Genomic DNA, 18,425 nt, shown 5'->3' on the forward strand with positions numbered 1-18,425 from the left:
GATGCCGTACACGATGCTCAGCAGCGCGTGCGGCCGAACTGCTCGATGACGGCCGCGAGCTGCGTCGTCGCGGTCTCGATCGTCGCGTCGTTCAGGCCGGCGTATCCCAGCACGAAGCCGTTGTACGGCCGGCCGTCGCCGACCCGATAGCTGCTCAGCGGCTGAAGCAGCAGGCCATGCGCGGCTGCGGCGCGGGCGACGTCGGTATCGTGCAGCGGCATCGCGAGATCCGCCGACAGATGCATGCCACCCGGACTTTCGCGAACGCTCAGCGCGGTGCCGAGGTGGCGGGCGAGTGCCGCTTCGAGGCTGCTCCGTCGCTCGGCGTACAGCATCCGCATCTTGCGCAGGTGCCGCGCAAAGAGGCCCGTGTCGATGAATTCGGCCATCGCCAGTTGGTCGGCCGAGTGGCCGCGATGGACGAGTTCGCGCAGCGTTCGGGTGAAGCGTTCGACCAACACCGGCGGAACCACCATGAAACCGAGCCGCAGGGCGGGAAACATCGTCTTGCTGAAGGTGCCGAGATAGCAGACCGGTGCGTCGGCATGCAGGCCCTGGATCGCCGGCAGCGGCTGGCCGCCGTGGCGGAACTCGCTGTCGTAGTCGTCCTCGATGATCCAGGCGCCGCACGCACGTGCGTGCTCGGCGAGCGCGGCACGCCGCCGGGGGCTCATCAGCGCGCCAAGCGGGTATTGATGCGATGGCGTCGTATAGATCAGCCGCGGCGGCCGGGTGCGCCACTGTTCGTCGGTTGGCGCCATCCCTTCGTGGTCGACCTCGATCGGCACGAGCTCCAGGCCGGTCGACCGGAATGCGGTTCGGGCGCCGTTGTAGCAGGGGTTCTCGAGCCAGCCGAATTCACCGGGATTCGCCAGCATGCGCGCGCATAGTTCGAGGCTGCTTTGCGTGCCGTCGGTGATGAATACCTGGCCTGTGTCGCAGCGTACGCCTCGCGAGACCCGGATATAGGCGGCCACGGCGCGCCGCAATTCGGGCAGCCCTTCGACCGGGCCATAGGCGAGCTGCGCAGGCTTGATGACTTTCCATGCGCGCTCGATGCAACGACGCCATGGGGTAACGGGGAATTCATCGAGCGACGGAAGGCCGGGCACGAACGGCAGCATGCGTTCGGGTTCGGGATCGGCGTTCTCCAGCCCATGCACGCGCTCGGACAATTGAACCGGGGCCGGGCCGCTGTCGAGCCCGGCGCTCGAACGGCCGCATCCGTCCCAAAGCGTGATGGTGCCGTTGCGCGTCGCCGCCACGAAGCCTTCTTCGGCAAGGCGCTCGTACGCATAGACTGCCGAATTGCGCGCGATGCCCAGCTCCGCCGCGAGCACGCGCGTCGACACGAGCCGTGTGCCGGACGGAATGTGTCCGTCCAGCAGCAGGTTGCGCAGGCTCCGGTAGAGGGCTTCCTGCTGGCTGTGTCGGGTCGTGCCGTCCTGTCTGGAAAGCGATGAGATGAGCAGCGCGAGATCCATGGGCTGGTTCTAGAATTTTTCGTTGAGCTGGTTCTTTTGAAGATTCGACGCGCATCGTATCGTTCACGTTCTTGCGGTGCCGGCCGGCGCGCGGGTCATTCCGGCGATCGTCCACGATAGCGGCACGCGCGTATTTTGATCGATCTGGCAAGCGACTGTCGATGGGCCGATCGACAGGTCGGCGCAGCCGTGGAAGCCGCACGCATCCGATTCGGTTAAATTCGGAGTGCAAAACTATTCAGAATGGATGCCCGCGTCGTGTCGGAACGCGGGCCGCTCGATGCGTGCAAGCGCGCGCGAACAGGAACACGAAACATGAAAGACCAGACTGCTATCTCTCCCACCTCCCGCACCACCATTCGCCGCCTGCCGGAACTGGCGAACCGCGATCGCACGATGCTTCATCGCATCGTGGACGAGGCCTACGTCTGCCATGTCGCGTTCGGTGCAGGTGACGACACGCACTGCATCCCGACCGCGCACTGGAGACGGGGCGATGACCTCTATATTCACGGGTCCAACGGCAGCCGGATGATCAAGGCGCTGTCGGCGGGCGCGCAGGCGTCCATCGCGATTACGTTGCTGGATGGTCTCGTGTTGGCCAGGTCGGCCTTCAACCATTCGATGAATTATCGATCCGCGGTGATCTACGGACGGTTCGAGGTGGTGGAGGGCAGTGCGGACAAGCTGATGGCGCTGGATGCATTGATGGACAAGATCGCGCCCGGTCGCCGGCATGACGCGCGGCCCGGAAATGAGAAGGAACTCAATGCGACCAGCGTGCTGCGGATTGCGCTTGAGGAAGCCGCCGTGAAAGTCAGCGATTCAATGCCGTCCGACAAGGACGAAGATCTCGCGCTCGCTGTCTGGACGGGGATCCTGCCGCTGAAAACGACACGCGGCGCACCGGTTCATGCCGACGGCGCCATGCCGGTGCCGGACTACGTCCGCAACTGGACCGAGTGAGTTGCGCGACAAGGCCGTGCGATTTTGCTGGAAGCGGCAGCGCGCGGTGCTTTGAGCCGTGCCGCTTTTGCATGGCAGCGAGACACGACCTTCGCGGGCCGACAGCGCGAAGGTCGCGCTGTCGTGACGGGGTGCGTTTCACTCGGTGCGATGCTCATGCGCGTCGTGCGGCGGATGCGACTCCGCAGCGTGTGGATGCGGTGCAGGCGCGTGCTCGGGGGCCGGTTGCCGCGGCGGCTGTGCCGCGTGTTCCTGAGGGTGCGCTTCGTTGTGCGGCGGCGCCTCCTTGTGCAGTTGCTGCTGGGCCTCGTTACGTTGTTGCGTTGCTTCGCGCTCCTGCTGCTGCGCCGCATTGTGTTGCTGCATCTCCTCGCGCTGTTGTTGCTCCGCTGCGTTGTGTTGCTGCATTTCCGCGCGTTGCTGCTGTGCCGCGTTGTGCTGTTGCAGTTCCTCGCGTTGCTGCAGTGCTTCGTTCCGCTGTTGTTGCTGCAATTGCTGTTGTTGCGCGGTTGCGCGATTTTCCTGCGCGGCGCGCTCCTGCTGCAGCGCCTGCTGATGCTCGTCACGCATCGCGCCGGGCGCATGCGGCGCCGGTGTTTCGGCATGCGGTTCGTTTGCACGGTTCTGCGCGAATGCGTCGGGCGACGGCCGCGCGCCGGGGCGCGTATCGTTCGCGCCGAAGTGCGGCATCGTCATCGGCACGGCGCCCGGGCGCTGCTCCATGGCCTGCCCGCGCATCGGCGACGCGCCCGGCTGCATCGTGTTGCGTTCGATCGTCGTGTTCGTCGTGTTGTTGGTGACGTTGCCGCCGTAGTTGTTCGTGATGCGCGTGTTGCGGATATTGGTGATGTTGTTGATCACGGTGGTCGACTTCGTCACGTACGTGGTGTGGTTGTACACCACGGCCGGGCGCTGCCAGCCGCCGTTCCAGCCGGGGCCCTCCGGACGCGGCGCGCCCCAGTTCATGCCCCATGCATGCCAGCCCCAGTCGTGGTGCCCGAAGATCGCGGCGCCGACGGCGATGCCGACGCCGAACGTGATCACGCCGGCGGCAACGACTTCACCCGTGCTGTATGAAGGCGGCCGATATACGTAGCCGGGGTAGGACGAGACGGGCTCGCCGTAGACGACCGTCGGGTTGTAAGTCGGGACATAGACGACGTCGGGCTGGGCCGATTCGATCTCGATGGCCTGCGCGGGCGGCGGCACGATCGCCGGCCCGGCGTAGACGACGGGCGCGTCGGTGGCCGGCGTATAGCCGGAGGGTGCGGCCTGCGCGACTTGCGTGACGCGCATCTGGCCGCCCGATCGGAGATGGCCGGACGTCTGCGCGCGCTGGCGCATCGCCTGGATCGCGTTCATCACGTCGGTCGGATCGTTGTAGTACGCCTGGCCGAGCGACGTGGTCCAGGCCGGGTTCGACGCCATCTGCGACAGCACCGCGGGGAACGCGGTCAAGGCCTTGACGGACGGATCCCACGGCTGCGTATCGGCGGCGGTGGCGAGTGCCTGTCCCTTCAATGACGGATTCTGCGTCACCCAGTTGTTGGCGGCCGTGACCTGGTCCGGGTACGTTGCCCCCGCGAGCACCAGCGCGACGAGCTTGTCGGGGAACAGCGCGATCGGCGCGACCATCTGATAGAGCTGGTCGGCGGTCGGCGGCGTGTAGGCGACGGGCGTCGAAGCGGGCTGGGCCGCCGCGGCCGCGCTGGCCGGCACGGCGGCACTGCTGTCGCCGTTCTTGTTGCAGGCCGAGAGGCCGAGCAGCGACACGATGAGGGACGACGCGATCAGCGTTCTGACGGGGCGGTGTGCACGTGTGTTGTTCATGTTGTTCGTTCGGTGTTGTGTCGGCGTTGGCAGGCACGCGGGCCGCGCGATCGGCTTGAGCACTGTGCCGCGACCGTCCGCGTCTGCTCCGGGGGCATCGGCCGGTGCAGGTGGCAGGGTCGTGTTCGCATGGTGGCGGTCCCGCGACGAATCGATATATCCAGTTAAACGCGTGACACGCGCGGAAGTTGTCTGGGTGTTGTGTAACAGTGTGTGTGCCTTGCAGTCCGTAAGCAGACTGGCGCCGCCCGGGTAATGGATCTGAAAGTTGTTCGCGCAACGATTGCAAGGTCGGCGAGCGCGTCGTCGCGCCGGATGCTGCTCCGCGAGATTGCGCGGAACGCAAAAAAACCGCGAGGGCTTGGCAGCCCTCGCGGGTCGTTCAAACGATCACATCCGGTTCGATGCGTGCGCTAGCGCGCACGCGGAACCGGGGCGGTCATCGGTGCATCAGCGCGCGAAATCCGGCGTGCTCTGGATGAACGCGTTCAGCTTCGAGATGTTCACGCTGCCGAAGCCCGTCGTCGCGTCCCAGCCGGCCTTCGCCTTGTAGCCGTAGGTGCCGCTGCCGTTGTTGCCGGACGTGACGTCGTGCAGCAGCGCCGCGTTGGCCGGGAAGTACTTGTAGATGCTCGACGCGGGGAACCCGAGCGCATTGTTGTTCGCGGACTGCAGCCGCGCCCAGATGCCGGTGAAGATCGGCGCGGCAAGGCTCGTGCCGCCTTCGTTGTTCAGGTAGCCCGAGCCCCATAGCGTGTTGGACGTCTGGCCGTTCACGACGAGGATCGCACCGGTGCGCAGGTCCGCATCGAAGCCGACGTCAGGCAGTGCGCGCTTGGTCGATCCGGTGAGGTTCGACGATTGCCACGACGGCGCGGCTTCGTACTTGCTGTACCCGCCGCCCGTCGACCACACGGTGCCCGGCTGCCAGCTCGGATCGTTCCACACGATCTCGCTGTTGTACGCGTGGGTCGACGTATTCGTGAAGAGTGTCGTGCCGCCGACCGCAATCACGTACGGCGACGTTGCCGGCTCGCTTACCGTGTAGGTCGAGCGTGACGGTGTGCCGCCCGCGCATTCGTACGCACCATGGTCGCCGGCGGATACCGAGAAGGTTTGCCCCTGCGCGATCGCCTGCTTGAAGATGGTGTCGTCGGTGGCCTGCGAGCCGGTGCTGTTCGCGGACGATTCGCACACGCCGAGGGACACGTTGATCACCTTCGCTACGTTGTCGGTCACGGCCTTGTTGTAGGCGGCGGTGATCGCCGTGAGCGTCATCGACGGTGCGACGTAGAACACGACCTGCTTCACGCTGCCGCCGGCCGCGCCGACGATCGACTGGCTGTCGAGGTTCCATTCGACGGTGCCGTCGGTGTCGGTGTACGAGCTGCCGGACGGACCCGTCTGCACGATGCTGCTGCTGATCGTGCCGAGGCTGTTGTTCGCGGCGAACGTATTGAGGTCGCTCACCGTCTGCGACAGGTCGCCTTCGGAGATGATGCCGACGGTGGTCTGCGAGGCCGTCGGCGTGCCGTCGCCGCCGTAGATCGACGAGAATTCGGTCGGGTTGTGCGGCACCGCCGATGCGCCGGCCGGAATCGTCAGGTTGCTGGTGTTGCCTTGCGGCTGGCTGCCCGCGCCCGTGTGCATCAGCTCGACGTTCTGCAGGCCGAGCACCGCGCCCACGACGCCGCCGATCGCGTTCGGCACCTGCGCGGCATCGGTATTCGCATAGACGCTGCGGCCGTTACGCGTGAAACGCTTGAGCGTCGTGCGGAACGCGGACTTGATGGTCGCCGCGGTGCCGGACGCGGATACCAGCAGGCGGTTCGGCGCGACCACGATGTTCACGAAGCCTGCCTTGCGCAGATGCGCGACGACCGAGGCGACCTGCTGGTCGGTCGGCGCATATTGCGCCGCGAACTGCGCCGGCGTGAGGAACTGCCGGTATTGCGGTGAACCAGGCGTATGCAGGTCGTGCAGGTATTGGTCGAGTTGTGCTTCGTTGCGCAGGTTCAACCCGAGCACGATGTCCACCGATTCGCCCGGCGCCAGCTCGACCGCCGCGGCGGCAGCGGCGGCCGTGCTCGCGGCAGGCGCACCGGCCGTGCCGGCTTCGCTCTGCTGCACGAGCGGCAGGAAGCCCTTGGTGCGCGTTTCCGTCCAGCCGGCAGCCGGCGCGGCATGGACCGTCGCCATGCCGAACGATGCGGCGGCAGCGGCGGCGAATGCGAGCTTGACGAAGCGAATGTGCTTTTGTTTCTTGTCAGCAACCTGGTTCATTTGAATTACCCCTCCGGTTGAACATCGAACGGCACGAACAACAACGGTCGACAGCGGTGCGGATCATGCACCGCCGATTTCTGTCGCACGCGTGCGGATGGCGCGGACGCGACAGGGCCTTTCGCCCGATCCGGAAAGGTGTTTTTTCTCCGGAGGCGAAATACGGAAAACGCGGTAACGGGAAGGCTGCGCCGCGAAACGACGCAACTGCGCAGCGAATGGCGCGGGCGGGATTGCTAGAGCAACAGTTTCGGTGTCCTGCTCATTTGATTCGATCCTCAGGCCCGCTGCCGGATGGCAGTTGTCCAATGAGATGCATCGGGATGTTGCATGCACCGGCGCGCGAACGATACGGCCGGTGGCGAGCACTTCGGTGCGGCGGAAGCGAAAAAACGTAGAGCGGAAGCGATTGCGTAGTGAGCAATTCGTCAGATTGCTTGCATCTGACGGTATCAAGAACGAAAGCGAGGTGTCAAACTTTTTTTGATTATATGAAACTAAATTAAAGCGAATAAGTGCAATGTTTTTGAAAATATTGGCAGTGTTTTGTAATATTCGGAGCCAACAAAGAAAGTAATGCTGAATGCGATTTGCCGATCGTTTCTGGTTCGATGCGTAATGGGTGCGATTGACCGATCGTGTTCGACGCGTGACTCGAATCGTCGGGGCGCGCTGGAGAAAGGCGAGTCCGCGCACGGCAGGAAGCGTGGCATGAAGTCGCGAGGTGTCCGACATGCCGCATGCCGGCCCAGTCAACGAGGATCGAACCTGACGTGATCGATAACGACAAGCTTTGCATCGAAGTGCCCGCGACCTGGAAGGCCGCGCTGGCGGATGCCCGATGGACGCGACAGACGGAAGGGCAGTCGGATGCCGCGGTGTTCCGGCTCGATGCGCGCGATGGATCGCGCCGATTCATCAAGACCGAACCGGCGGGGCCGCTGGGCGAACTGCGCGACGAGGCGGCGCGACTGCACTGGCTGACGACGGCGGGTTTGCCGGGTGCGCAGGTGCTCGACGTGGCGTCGGCGGCGGGGCGCGAGTGGATGCTGCTGAGTGCCGTGCGCGGTGAAAATCTCGAAGTCGCGCAGCTCGCGCCGGCGGCGAAGGTCGCGATCATGGCCGATGCGCTGCGAGAACTACATCGGCTCGATCCGGCAACCTGCCCGTTCGATCACGGCGCCGCCTCTCGCATCGAGCGTGCCCGTGCGCGGATGCACGCGAGGCTCGTTGACGAAGATAACCTCGACGATGCGAATACGGGCGTACCGATCGACGAACTGTTCGCCAGGCTTCATGCGAGCCGGCCGTCGATCGAAGACAAGGTCGTTACGCACGGTGACGCGTGTCTGCCCAACTTCATGGTTGAAGACGGTCGCTTCTCGGGCTTCATCGACTGTGGACGCCTCGGTGTGGCCGATCGCTATCAGGATCTGGCGCTGGCGGCGCGTGATATCGAAGCTGATCTCGGCAGCGAATGGATCGCGCCGTTCTTCGCGCGATACGGGATCGGGCAGCCCGATCCGGATCGGATTGCTTTCTACCGGCTGCTCGACGAATTTTTCTGAGTCCGTTTGATGTTGCGGATGGCGCAGGAGATTGCTGCCTTGTTTCCCGTTTCACCTGAAATCAGCAGGAATCCTGCTTTTACTGTCGTGCACCAGCATGTCGTAGCGCATCCACAGCTTCCGCGTTGTCGTGCGACTGCGCGAGCTGCAGCAGCGACTGGCCGCGCCGATCGACATGATTCGGATTCGCACCGTGTGCGACCAGGAGCGGGATCAGCTCGAATCGATTGAACAGCGTGGCGAATCCCAGCGCGGTTTCTCCGGCGCCGTTCGTCTGGTCGATCGGGCATGGCGTGTCGATCAGGCGGCGCGCAATATTGGGTTCGTTCTTGAAGAGGGCGCCCATCAGCGCCGTGTTGCCGTGACGGTCGCCCGCGCATGCGTTTGCACCGGCCGACAGCAGGTAGTCGAGCGCGGCCGGCTGGCCGTCGTAGGACGCGAGTATCACGGCCGTAAAGCCGTGACTGTCGGTGGCGTCGACGGGATAGCCGGCGTCGTGCAATGCGCGCAGGATGTCGACGCGTCCGACGCGGGCGGCATCGAACCAGTCGCCGTCGTAACGGCGCAGCGCGGCAGGATCGGCTCGCGAATACGCGGGCCGGTCGGGAAGGTGCGCGCAACCGGCGATCGCGGCCAGCGCCAGGGCCGTTGCGATCGAACGGATCGCGCGCGTCACGCGTTTGGATTGCATGTGGATGTCCTGATGTGTGGGTCAGGTCGACGTGCGCGGCGCAGCCCCGCACGTCGACAGCGACCGGAGCCGCGGGATCAGTTCTCGCTCAGCTTTGCCGCGAGCGCTTGCACTTGCCGGACGTCGGCATGAACTGCCTGCGCGAGACGCGTGCCGTAGTCGGCATCGGCCTTGTAGAAGTACGACAGCATGGCGTACTGGTTGTGCGCGTTCGTGACCTTGCCGAGATCGCCGGACAGCGCGGTGATCAGGTCGTCCCTGTCCTGCTGCGACAGGCTGCGGTAGTACTCGCCAGCCTGACGGAACCGCAGCTTCTTGTAGATCGCTTCCTGCTGCGTCGTTCCGCCGAGCGCCATGCGCACGGACTTGTACTGCGGATCCGGCGCGAGTTCATGCAGCGTCGACGGTTCGTAGTTCACCTCGCCCTTGCGGTCGCCGGCGTTCATCTTGCCGTCCTGGTTGTTGTTGACCACCGGTACGACGGGACGGTTGATCGGCAGATCCATGTAGTTCGCGCCGAGCCGGTACATCTGCGTGTCGGCGTACGCGAACAGGCGATCCTGCAGCATCCGGTCTTCGGAAGGCTCGATGCCCGGCACGAGTCGCGACGGCGCGAACGCCGATTCCTCGGTCGACTGGAAGTAGTTGTCGGGCACGCGGTTCAGCGTCATCGTGCCGATCTTGCGCTCGGGGACACCGGTCCACACCTTCGTGTCGTCCAGCGCATCGAAGTCGAACCGATTCAGGTCCTGCGGCGTGAGCACCTGCACGTACAGATCCCACTTCGGGAAGTCGCCTTGCTTCAGTGCGCCGTACAGGTCGTTCGTCATCATGTTCCAGTCGCGCCCGATCGATGCGTCGATATCTTGCGGACGCAGGCCGTGCACGCCTTGCTGGCTTTTCCAGTGGAACTTCACGTAGTGCACGTCGCCCTGCGCATTGACGAACTTGAACGCATGCACCGCGAAGCCGTCCATGTGACGATACGAATCGGGCATGCCCGCATTCGTGTACAGCATCGTCAGCATGTTCGTCGCTTCGGGCGTGTTCGCGAAGAAGTCGAACGCGAGGTTCGGATCCTGCACGCCGGTCACGGCGCTCGGCTTGTTCGCGTGAACGAAGTCGGGGAACTTGATGCCGTCGCGAATGAAGAACACAGGCCAGTTGATGCCGACCATGTCCCAGTTGCCCTGCTGCGTATAGAACTTCACCGCGAAGCCGCGCGGATCGCGCGCCTGTTCGGGCGAGCCGCGATAGCCCATCACGGTGGAGAAGCGCACGAACACCGGTGTGCGGGTGCCCGGCGTGAAGACCTTTGCTTTCGTCAGGCTCGAGATGTCGGCGGTCGGCACGAACTCGCCGAATGCGCCGGTGCCGCGCGCGTGCACGACGCGCTCCGGAATGCGTTCGCGGTCGAAGCGCTGCAGTTTCTCGATAAGTGCGGAGTCTTGCAGGAGCACGGGGCCGGCAGGGCCGGCCGTCTGCGAATTCGCGTTGTCGCCGACGGGGGCGCCCGTGTCTCGAGTGAGTTCGGCGGCATGAGGCGACGCGGAAAGTGCCACGCAGATAGCGGCGACTGCGTGTCTCAGCACACGACTGGAGGATGAAGACATGACGATGGAACTCCTTGAATCCGATCGGTGGTGGGGAAGCCGACTGAATTAGAAGAGATCGTCAGATGATTGGCTAATTGATATTCGATATGTTTCCGATAGCGGCGTCGCCGATGCGGCGCGAGCCCGCTTGTTGTCGGCGCAGACGGTGAATATTGTTGTGCACGCAATGAGTTGTTGCGTCGCGCTTCGCAAAGCGATCCGCGAGCGTCGAACACCGACGCTTGAACGTGCGATGCCTTGCGTGGGTGATGCGATCTGCAGATCGAGCATCGGCACCGCGACAGCCTCGGCGAACCCGGCTGCGCGGCACCGATCAACGCGACGTCAACCCGCGCCAGTTTGCCACCCGAGCCCGAGGCTCTTCTGCACCGACACGTAGTCCTTGATCAGTTCCGCCTGCCCGGCGATTACGTTCTGCTGGGCGGACAGCGCTTCGCGTTGCGTATCGAGCAGGTCGATCATCGATGCGACGCCCGCGCGATAGCGCTCGTCCATCAGCGATCGGGAATGCACGGCCGACGTCTGCACCTTGGTGAGCGCAACGACGTGCTCGCGCTGGTGCCCGTAGCGCTGCAATGCCGTGTTTGCATCCTGCAACGCACCGAGCACCGCCTTCTGATAATTCGCTTCCGCTTCGTCGCGCGATGCTTCGGCCGCGCGCACTGCGCCGCGCGTCCGCCCGAAGTCGAGAATGTTCCATTGCAGATAGGGCGCGCCGACCCACGTGAAGTTCTGCTTGCGGAACAGGTGGCCCGGGTCGGTCGCGCTGAAACCGAGATCGCCGAGCAGCGTCACCTTCGGGAAATAGTCGGCGACGTGCTCGCCGATCTGCGCATTGCTCGATGCGAGCCGGCGCTCGGCCGCGCGAATGTCGGGGCGCTGTTTCAGCAGCGTGGCCGGATCGCCGATCGCGACGTTGCCGGGTAGCGTCGGCAGCAGTGCATCCGGTGTCGACAAGGTTGCGTCGAGCGCACCGGGCGCGCGGCCCGTCAGGATCGCGAGCCGGTCGAGCGATTCCGTCACCTGCGCGTCGAGCGGGATCAGCGATGCACGCGTGTTTTCGACTTGCGTCGTCAGGCGTTCGATGTCGACATCGGCGGCGACCCCGCGCGCGCGACGCTGCTGCGTGAGTTCGAGCATCGTCTGCTGCAACTCGGCGGTGCGCTGCGACAGCGCCAGCCGCTGCTGCTGGTCGCGCAGGTCGACATACGCGTTCGCGACTTCGGCTGCGATCGACACCTGCGTATCGGCGAGATCGGCGTCGACCGCTTCCGCCTGCGCGGACGCGGCTTCAACTGCGCGGCGCGTGCCGCCGAACAGGTCGATTTCCCAGGTTGCGTCGAAGCCTGCCGAATAGAGCTGCAGCGGGCCTGAGCCGCCCAGCGACGGCGACGTGCCGCCCGACTGGTTCGAGCCGTTCGACGGCAGCAGCGAACCGAGCGCGCTGACGTCCGGCTCGCGCATGCGGATCGCGGCGGCGGTGGCCGACGATTTCGGCAACTGCGCCGCGCGCTGTTGCGACAGCTGCGCGCGCGATGCGCGCAAGCGGGCCTGCGCAGCGTGCAGGTCGGGGTTGTACACGAGTGCGGCGGTGATCAGGTCGTCGAGCTGGCGATCGTTGAGCGCGTGCCACCACGCGCTCGGCGCGGGCGCAGCGGTGTCGATGCCGGAGGCCGGCGCACGCACGAAGGTCGGGGCATCCGGTGCGGCGGGCGCGCCGCGGTAATCGGGGCCGACCGTGCAGCCGGCGAGCAGGCACGCAGCCGCGCACAGCGTGAGTGCAGGGCGGCGGGGCAGGGAGAAGGATTTCATCGCATCAGACGGTTCAGTGGCCGGACGACATCGGCTGCGGCCCGCGCGGCGTTCTCAGCAGCAGCGCGAGCGGCACGCAGGCGAGCAGCGCAAGGCCCAGCAGATAAAAGGTTTCGGAATAGGTCATCACGACGGCCTGGATCTGGATCTGCTGCGCCAATTGCCCGAGCGCGCGCATGTTCGAATACGCGAGGTCGCCGGTGTGCGCGAACCAGTTGGCCGCATAGGCGGACAGCCGGTCCTGCCCGATCAGCGAGTTGGCCGTCACCGATTCGCGGAGCGCGGCCGTATGGAAGGTCGTGCGCCGGTCGATCACGGTGCCGATGATCGCGAGCCCGATCGAGCCGCCCAGATTGCGCGCCATGTTGTAGAGCCCGGCCGCATCGCCCGAGTCTTCGCGCGCGACCGCCGCCATCGATGCCTGGTTCAGCGGCATCATCGCGAGCATCTGTGCGACGCCGCGGATCAGTTGCGACCAGACGAAGTCGTGGCCGACACTTTGCGCGGTCAGGCTGATGTCGAGCATGCAACTCAGGCAGAACAGCAGCAGCCCCGAGATCACGAGGATGCGGAAATCGACCTTGCCGAGCAGGCGCGGCAGGATCGGCATCACGAGAAAGGCGGGCAGCCCCGACAGCAGCATGATCGCGCCCGCCTGTTCCGCGTTGTAGCCGGCGACGATCGCGAGGAACTGCGGCAGCAGATAGGACACGCCGTACAGCCCGGCACCGACCGCGGACACGATCACGATCACGCTCGCATAGCGCGGGTTGCGCATCAGCGACAGCCGCATGATCGGCCGTTTTGCAAAGATCTGCGACAACGCGATCAGGATCATCCCGGCGAGCGACACGAGGCTCAGCGTGACGATCATCTGCGATTCGAACCAGCGTTCGCGCTGGCCTTCCTCGAGCACGACGGTGAGCGAGCTCAGGCCGATTGCGAGGCCGAAGATCCCGAGCCAGTCCGCGTTCAAGAACGAGTGCCATTGCGGGCGGTCCGACGGCAGCCCGAATATCAACAGCGCCATCAGCAACAGGCACACCGGCAGGTTCAGGAAAAAGCACCAGCTCCAGCTGACGTTCTCAGCGAGCCAGCCGCCGAGCACGGGGCCGAACAGCGGCCCGAGCAGCACGATCAGGCCGAACAGCGTCATGCCGACCGGCAACTGCGACAGCGGTAGCCGCGTGCGGATGATGGTCTGCGCGGTCGGAATCAGCGCACCGCCGGTGAAGCCCTGGCCGATCCGGCCGGCGATCATCATCGGCAACGAATGCGACCAGCCGCACATCATCGAGAACGCGATGAACAGCGCGGAGTTCGTCAGCAGGAAATTGCGCAGCCCGAACACGCGCGTGAGCCACGCAGCGAGCGGGATCATCACGATTTCGGACATCAGGTAGCCGGTCGAGATCCACGTGCCTTCGGTGCCGGTCGCGCCGATTTCGCCCTGGATCTGCGGCAGCGCGGAGTTCGTGATCGAGATGTCGAGGGTCGCCATCAGCGCGCCGAGCGCGCCGGCCGCGACTGCGATCCAGTCGGTCATGCTCGCACGGCCTTCGTGCGGCGGCGCGGGCATCGTGGCGGACGGTTCAGCCATGGTGCGTCTCGTCGCGGGTCGAGCGCGTATCGACGTCGACCGTCACCGACAGCCCCGGCAGCAGCATGCGCTGCGCGCGGGCGTTCGCGGCGAGGCGGATGCGCACCGGCACGCGCTGGACGATTTTCGTGAAGTTGCCGGTCGCGTTCTCGGGCGGCAGCAGCGCGAACTGCGCGCCGGTGCCGGGCGCGAAGCTGTCGACGACGCCGGACAACGCGCCGTCCGGCAAGGCGTCGACATGCAGTTCGACGGGCTGGCCGATGCGCATGTTGCCGATCTGCGTTTCCTTGAAGTTCGCGACGAGGTAGATCGCGTCGACGGGCACCACGGTCAGCATGCGCGTGCCGGGCTGCACGTATTGACCGACCCGCACCGTGCGATCGCCGACGCGGCCGGCGAGGGTGCTGCGCACGATCGTGTTGTCAAGGTCGAGCTGCGCCTGCGCGGCGCTGGCCTGCGCGGCTTCGAACTGCGCGCGTGCCTGCTGGAGCTGCGCGGTGAACGATGCGATCTGCGTGCGCGCGGCAGCGATCGACGCATTGTTCGCGGCGAGCGTCGCGGTCGCCTGATCGCGCGTGCTCTTCAGGTCGGCCACACGTTCGTGCGTTTCCGCACCGGTCGCCGCGAGCGGCGCATAGCGCGTGTATTCGTCGCTGGCGTGCTGTGCATTGATCCGCGACACCTTCGCCTGCGCGTCGGCCTGTTCGAGATTCGCGTGCTGCTGGCTGATGTCGGCCTCGGCGCGTGCGATATCCGCGCGGCGCGCGTCGACGGTCGCAAGCGACTGCGCGAGCGCGACCTGGTACTGGCGGACGTCGAGCCGCACGAGCGGATCGCCGGCCTTCACGGCCTGGTTGTCGCGCACATACACGTCGGTCACGTAGCCGGCGACCTTCGGCGCGGCAGTCATGCTGTCCGCCTGCAGGTACGCGTCGTTGGTGCTCTCGATGAAGCGGCCGACCGTCCACCATCGGCCGAGCCAGACGGCGCCGCCGATGGCAGCGAGCACGACGGCGACGAGCAGGACGCGCCGCTTCGAGCCAGTGCCGTTGCGCGACGTTGTTCCGTTTTCCTGACGATTTGCTTTCTGTGGCGGGTCTTGCAGCGTCGACATGCTGGCGTCCAATTTATTCCAAGTGGAAGAATTATTCCAGTTGATAAAATTGTGTCAAGTAGAATGTCGATCGATCGAATGACGAGGAAGGCATGAACGAAGCGAAGAAGCTGCGCCGTACGTCGGCGGGCGGCTACGCCCGCGGCGACGAAACGCGCCAGCGGATCATCGAGGCGGCGATCGAACTGTTCGGCGAGCGCGGGTTCGCGGGTGCATCGACACGCGAGATCGCCGCGATGGCCGGCGTGAACGCGCCGGCGCTCCAGTACTACTTCGAGAACAAGGAGGGCGTGTACCGCGCGTGCGTGGAGACGATCGCGGAGCACGGCTGGGAGGTGTTCGCACCGTCGGTCGGCCATGCGTGGGCGATGCTCGATGCGGACGCGGACGTCGACTTGCTGATCGACGCGTTCGTCGGGCTGCTGCGTGCGCTGTCGGACCGGATGTTCACGGCGCCGAAGACGATGAACCAGCGGATGTTCTTCGCGCGCGAGCAAGGCGGCCAGGAGCCGGCGAGCGCGAGCGAAATCCTGATGACGCGCATGCGCAAGCCGCTCAACGACGTGAGCGCCGAACTGATCGGCCGCATCTCGGGGCGGCCGGCCGACGATCCCGTCACGCGATTGCGCGCGCTGAGCCTGTTCGGGCAGATCACGGTGTTCCACATCGCGCAGCGTTCGGCGCTGCAGCTGCTCGAATGGGAGGCATTCGAGGGCGAGCGCGCGGCGCTGTTGATCGACACGATCGCGGAACAGACGCGCATGCTGCTCGAGCAATGGCACGCGCAGCGCGACGTCGCGGCTGCGGCGCCTGAATCCGGCCCGAAGCGCGGGCAGGGTGCGGCGGCGAAACGCACGGTGAAGGCGAAGGCGCCAGCACCTGCCGCGAAAAGCCCCCGGCGTGTGAACAAACCCGCCGCGCGCTGAACGCGGCGTGTCGTCACCCCCGGCCGGTCAATTCGGCTTGCGCGCGGGTTCGGCCGGCGACGGCGGCCGGGCCGTCGCTTCGACGGCATGGCCGTTGTTGCCGTTGCTGTCGTTTTCGCCATCGACGACCGGCCGCGATCCGTCCGCGTACGCGACGACGCTGCGCTGCGGATTGGCGATCCGGATGCCGCGTTCGCGGAACGTCTCCGCGATCCGCCGGTTGAATTCACGCTGCACGCTCCAGCGCGTCGAGTCCGTGCATTGCATCTGTCCGGCCAGCGCGAGCGTTGCGCCGTCGACCTGATCGATACCCCAGTAGCTGAAGTCCGACAGGATGCCGTCGCGGTATTTCGGATCGTCGCGCAACGCGGCGCCGATCTCCTTCAGCGTCGCGATCGCGCGATCGATATCCTCGCCGTAGGCAATGCTGATCTTGACGGCCGCGTTGCCGAGCCCGCGATTCGTGTTGTTGACGGTGGTCACCGAGCTGAACGGGATCGTGTACAGCGACCCGTCGCCGGCCCGCAGTCGCACGGTGCGGATCGACAGGTACTCGACCGTGCCCGACACGCCGGCGAGCGTGACCCAGTCGCCGACCTGCATCGCGTTTTCCATCAGCAGGAAGATCCCGGTGATGAAATCCTGCACGAGCTTCTGTGAGCCGAAGCCGAGCGCGACGCCGAAGATGCTGGCGCCGGCAAGCAGCGGGCCGACGTTCACGCCGAGCTGGCTGAGGCCCGTCAGCACGACGACGAGCGCGATCATCACGAACAGCAGCGAGCGCAGCATCGGCAGCAGCGTGCGCAGCCGCGCCGCGCGCATGAGATTGCCTTCGCGCGTCCATCGTTGCAGCCGGCGCTCGATCGCGATGTTCGCGGCTTCCCACACGATGAGCGCGACGATGGCCGCAATCGCGATCGTCACCAGTGCCGACGCAAGCCGGTGGCCGATCGTGCCGGTTTCGAACGCGCGGAAGATCGGTACGCCCCAGATCTGCAGCAGCAGCGCGACGGTCACGATGCCGATCGCGCCCGACAGGATCTGGCGTAGCAGCGGGTAGTAGCGGTACGCGTGCGCATGGACGAGCGTGCGGTCTTCGTCGCGGCCCTGGAACAGCCGCGCGAGCGCACCGAACACGACGATCGACACCATCCGCATGCCGATCATCACGGCGATCGAGCGGCCGCCGAGCGTGATCAACACGCGGTAGCCGTTGTGGACGTCGAGCGCCCACACGAACCACAACGCCATCACGATGAATACCGACACGGGCGCCCATGCGTCCGCGAGCGCGTTGCCGATCATCGCGAACGACGGACGGTCCTCGCCGGCCGCGCGGATCCGCGCCGCGACGGGCCGGCGGCACTGCAGGATCAGCGCCGAGACCATCAAGTGCCCGACGAGTGCGACGGCTTTCAGCAGCGCGAGGTGACCGGCGTCGCTCAGACCGAAGTTCGCGGCGACTTCGACCGCTGCCGTGCAGGCGCCGACGACGATCGCGATTCGCGCGATCGAGCGTTGGGCGAAGTCGGCCCACGCGTCGCTGATATGCAGCAGCCGCAATTGCCGTGCATCGGGCTGGAAGCACAGCCGGCTGACGATCGTGACGAGGCGGCAGATCACGTAGATGTCGATCAGTGCTTCGAGCGCGGATTCGATCGGGCCGCCGGCATCGCCGATCGCCGACATCGTCAGGCTCGCGACGCCGACGAACACGAGCAGCGGCACCGCGCGCAGCGCAAGGCTGACGAGCGCGCGCGGCATTCGGTACAGCAGCGTGGTGTGGCGACGTGCGTGGCCACGGCCTTCCGACGAGGCGGGCGCGGCGTCGGGGGTGTCCGGCGGCGCGTCGTCGTCGTCGGGCGTGGCGGATTCGACGGTAACGGACTCGGGCGCGGTGCGGCGCGACGTGTCGGCGCGCCGTGCGGCCACTGCGGCCAGCGCACGTCGCAACAGCCGCTTCGCGAACCATTCGACCAGGAGCGCGGGCACGAGCACGGCGATGATGATCCAGAGCGCGTGCGCGAGATCCGCGCGTGCGTCGGCGCGCACCAGCCGGTCATGCCACCAGCTTCCGACCGAGCCGACATCGAGCAGCGAGCGCAGCGATTCCTTCAGCGCATCGCCGATTTCGGTGGTCCAGCGCGATCCCTGCCGGACCAGCATCGAAGCGAGCCCGTTCGACGTGAGCGCGGCCGGGGCCGCGGCAGCCGACGCGCCGCTGGCCGCAGCCGCATCGCTTGCCGGGACCGCGGGCGCGGCAAGCGCGCCGACGGCCGCGATCGCACGCAGTGTCGTTTCGACCTGCGCGCGATCGCGCGGATTCTCGAGCACATTGAGTGCCTGCTGCGCCTGTTGCGGCGTCAGCGCGGGCGCGGTGCCGGAAGCGGCCGACGCGGCGGCCGGGGCGGGCATGGCCGCGTGGGCGGCCGAGACGACGGCGGCAAGCAGCCAGCCGAGGAGGAAATGTCGCATGGAGTTGGCATGCGGGCGCGCATCGGCGCGCGGCCCGCCGGGCTGAACGATGGACGGAAG

13 protein-coding genes are annotated in these 18,425 nt (G+C 66.1%); 3 read left to right on the forward strand and 10 right to left on the reverse strand.

Going from position 1 to position 18,425, the window contains the following annotated elements:
* Positions 1 to 17: 17 nt before the first annotated feature.
* On the reverse strand, positions 18 to 1,484 hold the full coding sequence (gene pdxR / locus BDO18943_RS15035; RefSeq protein WP_175022996.1) for a MocR-like pyridoxine biosynthesis transcription factor PdxR: 1,467 nt from the start codon (positions 1,482 to 1,484) through the stop codon (positions 18 to 20).
* A 315-nt stretch (positions 1,485 to 1,799) separates the two neighbouring features.
* Here pdxR and BDO18943_RS15040 point away from each other — a divergent pair, with 315 nt between their 5' ends.
* A complete protein-coding gene (locus BDO18943_RS15040) occupies positions 1,800 to 2,450 on the forward strand; it encodes a pyridoxamine 5'-phosphate oxidase family protein (RefSeq protein WP_175022998.1) in 651 nt (216 codons plus the stop codon).
* A gap of 138 nt (positions 2,451 to 2,588) precedes the next feature.
* Here the strand turns inward: BDO18943_RS15040 and BDO18943_RS15045 are convergent, their stop codons facing one another.
* The 3 genes from BDO18943_RS15045 to BDO18943_RS15055 form a co-directional block, all read right to left on the reverse strand.
* Complete coding sequence (locus tag BDO18943_RS15045; protein WP_175023000.1) at positions 2,589 to 4,280, reverse strand: DUF3300 domain-containing protein; 1,692 nt, start codon at positions 4,278 to 4,280, stop codon at positions 2,589 to 2,591.
* A gap of 450 nt (positions 4,281 to 4,730) precedes the next feature.
* The gene (locus tag BDO18943_RS15050; protein WP_175023002.1) at positions 4,731 to 6,563 is read right to left on the reverse strand and encodes a S53 family peptidase; all 1,833 of its coding nucleotides are present in this window, start codon (positions 6,561 to 6,563) and stop codon (positions 4,731 to 4,733) included.
* Between the two features lie 63 nt (positions 6,564 to 6,626).
* On the reverse strand, positions 6,627 to 7,298 hold the full coding sequence (locus tag BDO18943_RS15055; protein ID WP_175023004.1) for a hypothetical protein: 672 nt from the start codon (positions 7,296 to 7,298) through the stop codon (positions 6,627 to 6,629).
* A gap of 38 nt (positions 7,299 to 7,336) precedes the next feature.
* Here BDO18943_RS15055 and BDO18943_RS15060 point away from each other — a divergent pair, with 38 nt between their 5' ends.
* Complete coding sequence (locus BDO18943_RS15060; protein ID WP_210771948.1) at positions 7,337 to 8,131, forward strand: APH(3')-II family aminoglycoside O-phosphotransferase; 795 nt, start codon at positions 7,337 to 7,339, stop codon at positions 8,129 to 8,131.
* 79 nt (positions 8,132 to 8,210) lie between these two features.
* On the opposite strand, the gene BDO18943_RS15065 is transcribed toward BDO18943_RS15060, so the two are convergent.
* The 5 genes from BDO18943_RS15065 to BDO18943_RS15085 form a co-directional block, all read right to left on the reverse strand.
* Positions 8,211 to 8,822, reverse strand: a complete 612-nt coding sequence (locus tag BDO18943_RS15065; protein WP_175023008.1) for an ankyrin repeat domain-containing protein — start codon at positions 8,820 to 8,822, stop codon at positions 8,211 to 8,213.
* A 77-nt stretch (positions 8,823 to 8,899) separates the two neighbouring features.
* Positions 8,900 to 10,435, reverse strand: coding sequence for a catalase (locus tag BDO18943_RS15070; RefSeq protein WP_175023009.1), 1,536 nt, complete (start codon positions 10,433 to 10,435; stop codon positions 8,900 to 8,902).
* 327 nt (positions 10,436 to 10,762) lie between these two features.
* Positions 10,763 to 12,250, reverse strand: a complete 1,488-nt coding sequence (locus tag BDO18943_RS15075) for an efflux transporter outer membrane subunit (RefSeq protein WP_175023011.1) — start codon at positions 12,248 to 12,250, stop codon at positions 10,763 to 10,765.
* A 13-nt stretch (positions 12,251 to 12,263) separates the two neighbouring features.
* A complete protein-coding gene (locus tag BDO18943_RS15080; RefSeq protein ID WP_175023014.1) occupies positions 12,264 to 13,850 on the reverse strand; it encodes an MDR family MFS transporter in 1,587 nt (528 codons plus the stop codon).
* Positions 13,843 to 14,964 (reverse strand): HlyD family secretion protein, encoded by a 1,122-nt coding sequence (locus BDO18943_RS15085; RefSeq protein ID WP_175023016.1) that lies wholly within the window; start codon positions 14,962 to 14,964, stop codon positions 13,843 to 13,845. Before BDO18943_RS15085 ends, BDO18943_RS15080 begins: the two co-directional genes overlap by 8 nt.
* A 92-nt stretch (positions 14,965 to 15,056) precedes the next feature.
* Here BDO18943_RS15085 and BDO18943_RS15090 point away from each other — a divergent pair, with 92 nt between their 5' ends.
* Positions 15,057 to 15,890, forward strand: a complete 834-nt coding sequence (locus BDO18943_RS15090) for a CerR family C-terminal domain-containing protein (protein ID WP_175023017.1) — start codon at positions 15,057 to 15,059, stop codon at positions 15,888 to 15,890.
* A 27-nt stretch (positions 15,891 to 15,917) separates the two neighbouring features.
* Here BDO18943_RS15090 and BDO18943_RS15095 read toward each other — a convergent pair whose 3' ends face one another.
* Positions 15,918 to 18,365, reverse strand: coding sequence for a mechanosensitive ion channel domain-containing protein (locus BDO18943_RS15095; RefSeq protein WP_175023019.1), 2,448 nt, complete (start codon positions 18,363 to 18,365; stop codon positions 15,918 to 15,920).
* Positions 18,366 to 18,425: the final 60 nt, after the last annotated feature.

The sequence above is a fragment of the Burkholderia aenigmatica genome (assembly GCF_902499175.1).
In the GTDB taxonomy this organism is placed as follows: domain Bacteria; phylum Pseudomonadota; class Gammaproteobacteria; order Burkholderiales; family Burkholderiaceae; genus Burkholderia; species Burkholderia aenigmatica.

Coding starts and splice junctions, on each gene's coding strand:
- BDO18943_RS15065 (WP_175023008.1), bottom strand. CDS start 8,822: ATGCAATCCAAACGCGTGACGCGCGCGATCCGTTCGATCGCAACGGCC.
- BDO18943_RS15080 (WP_175023014.1), bottom strand. CDS start 13,850: ATGGCTGAACCGTCCGCCACGATGCCCGCGCCGCCGCACGAAGGCCGT.
- BDO18943_RS15085 (WP_175023016.1), bottom strand. CDS start 14,964: ATGTCGACGCTGCAAGACCCGCCACAGAAAGCAAATCGTCAGGAAAAC.
- BDO18943_RS15045 (WP_175023000.1), bottom strand. CDS start 4,280: ATGAACAACACACGTGCACACCGCCCCGTCAGAACGCTGATCGCGTCG.
- pdxR (WP_175022996.1), bottom strand. CDS start 1,484: ATGGATCTCGCGCTGCTCATCTCATCGCTTTCCAGACAGGACGGCACG.
- BDO18943_RS15070 (WP_175023009.1), bottom strand. CDS start 10,435: ATGTCTTCATCCTCCAGTCGTGTGCTGAGACACGCAGTCGCCGCTATC.
- BDO18943_RS15090 (WP_175023017.1), top strand. CDS start 15,057: ATGAACGAAGCGAAGAAGCTGCGCCGTACGTCGGCGGGCGGCTACGCC.
- BDO18943_RS15055 (WP_175023004.1), bottom strand. CDS start 7,298: ATGTCGGACACCTCGCGACTTCATGCCACGCTTCCTGCCGTGCGCGGA.
- BDO18943_RS15050 (WP_175023002.1), bottom strand. CDS start 6,563: ATGAACCAGGTTGCTGACAAGAAACAAAAGCACATTCGCTTCGTCAAG.
- BDO18943_RS15075 (WP_175023011.1), bottom strand. CDS start 12,250: ATGAAATCCTTCTCCCTGCCCCGCCGCCCTGCACTCACGCTGTGCGCG.
- BDO18943_RS15040 (WP_175022998.1), top strand. CDS start 1,800: ATGAAAGACCAGACTGCTATCTCTCCCACCTCCCGCACCACCATTCGC.
- BDO18943_RS15095 (WP_175023019.1), bottom strand. CDS start 18,365: ATGCGACATTTCCTCCTCGGCTGGCTGCTTGCCGCCGTCGTCTCGGCC.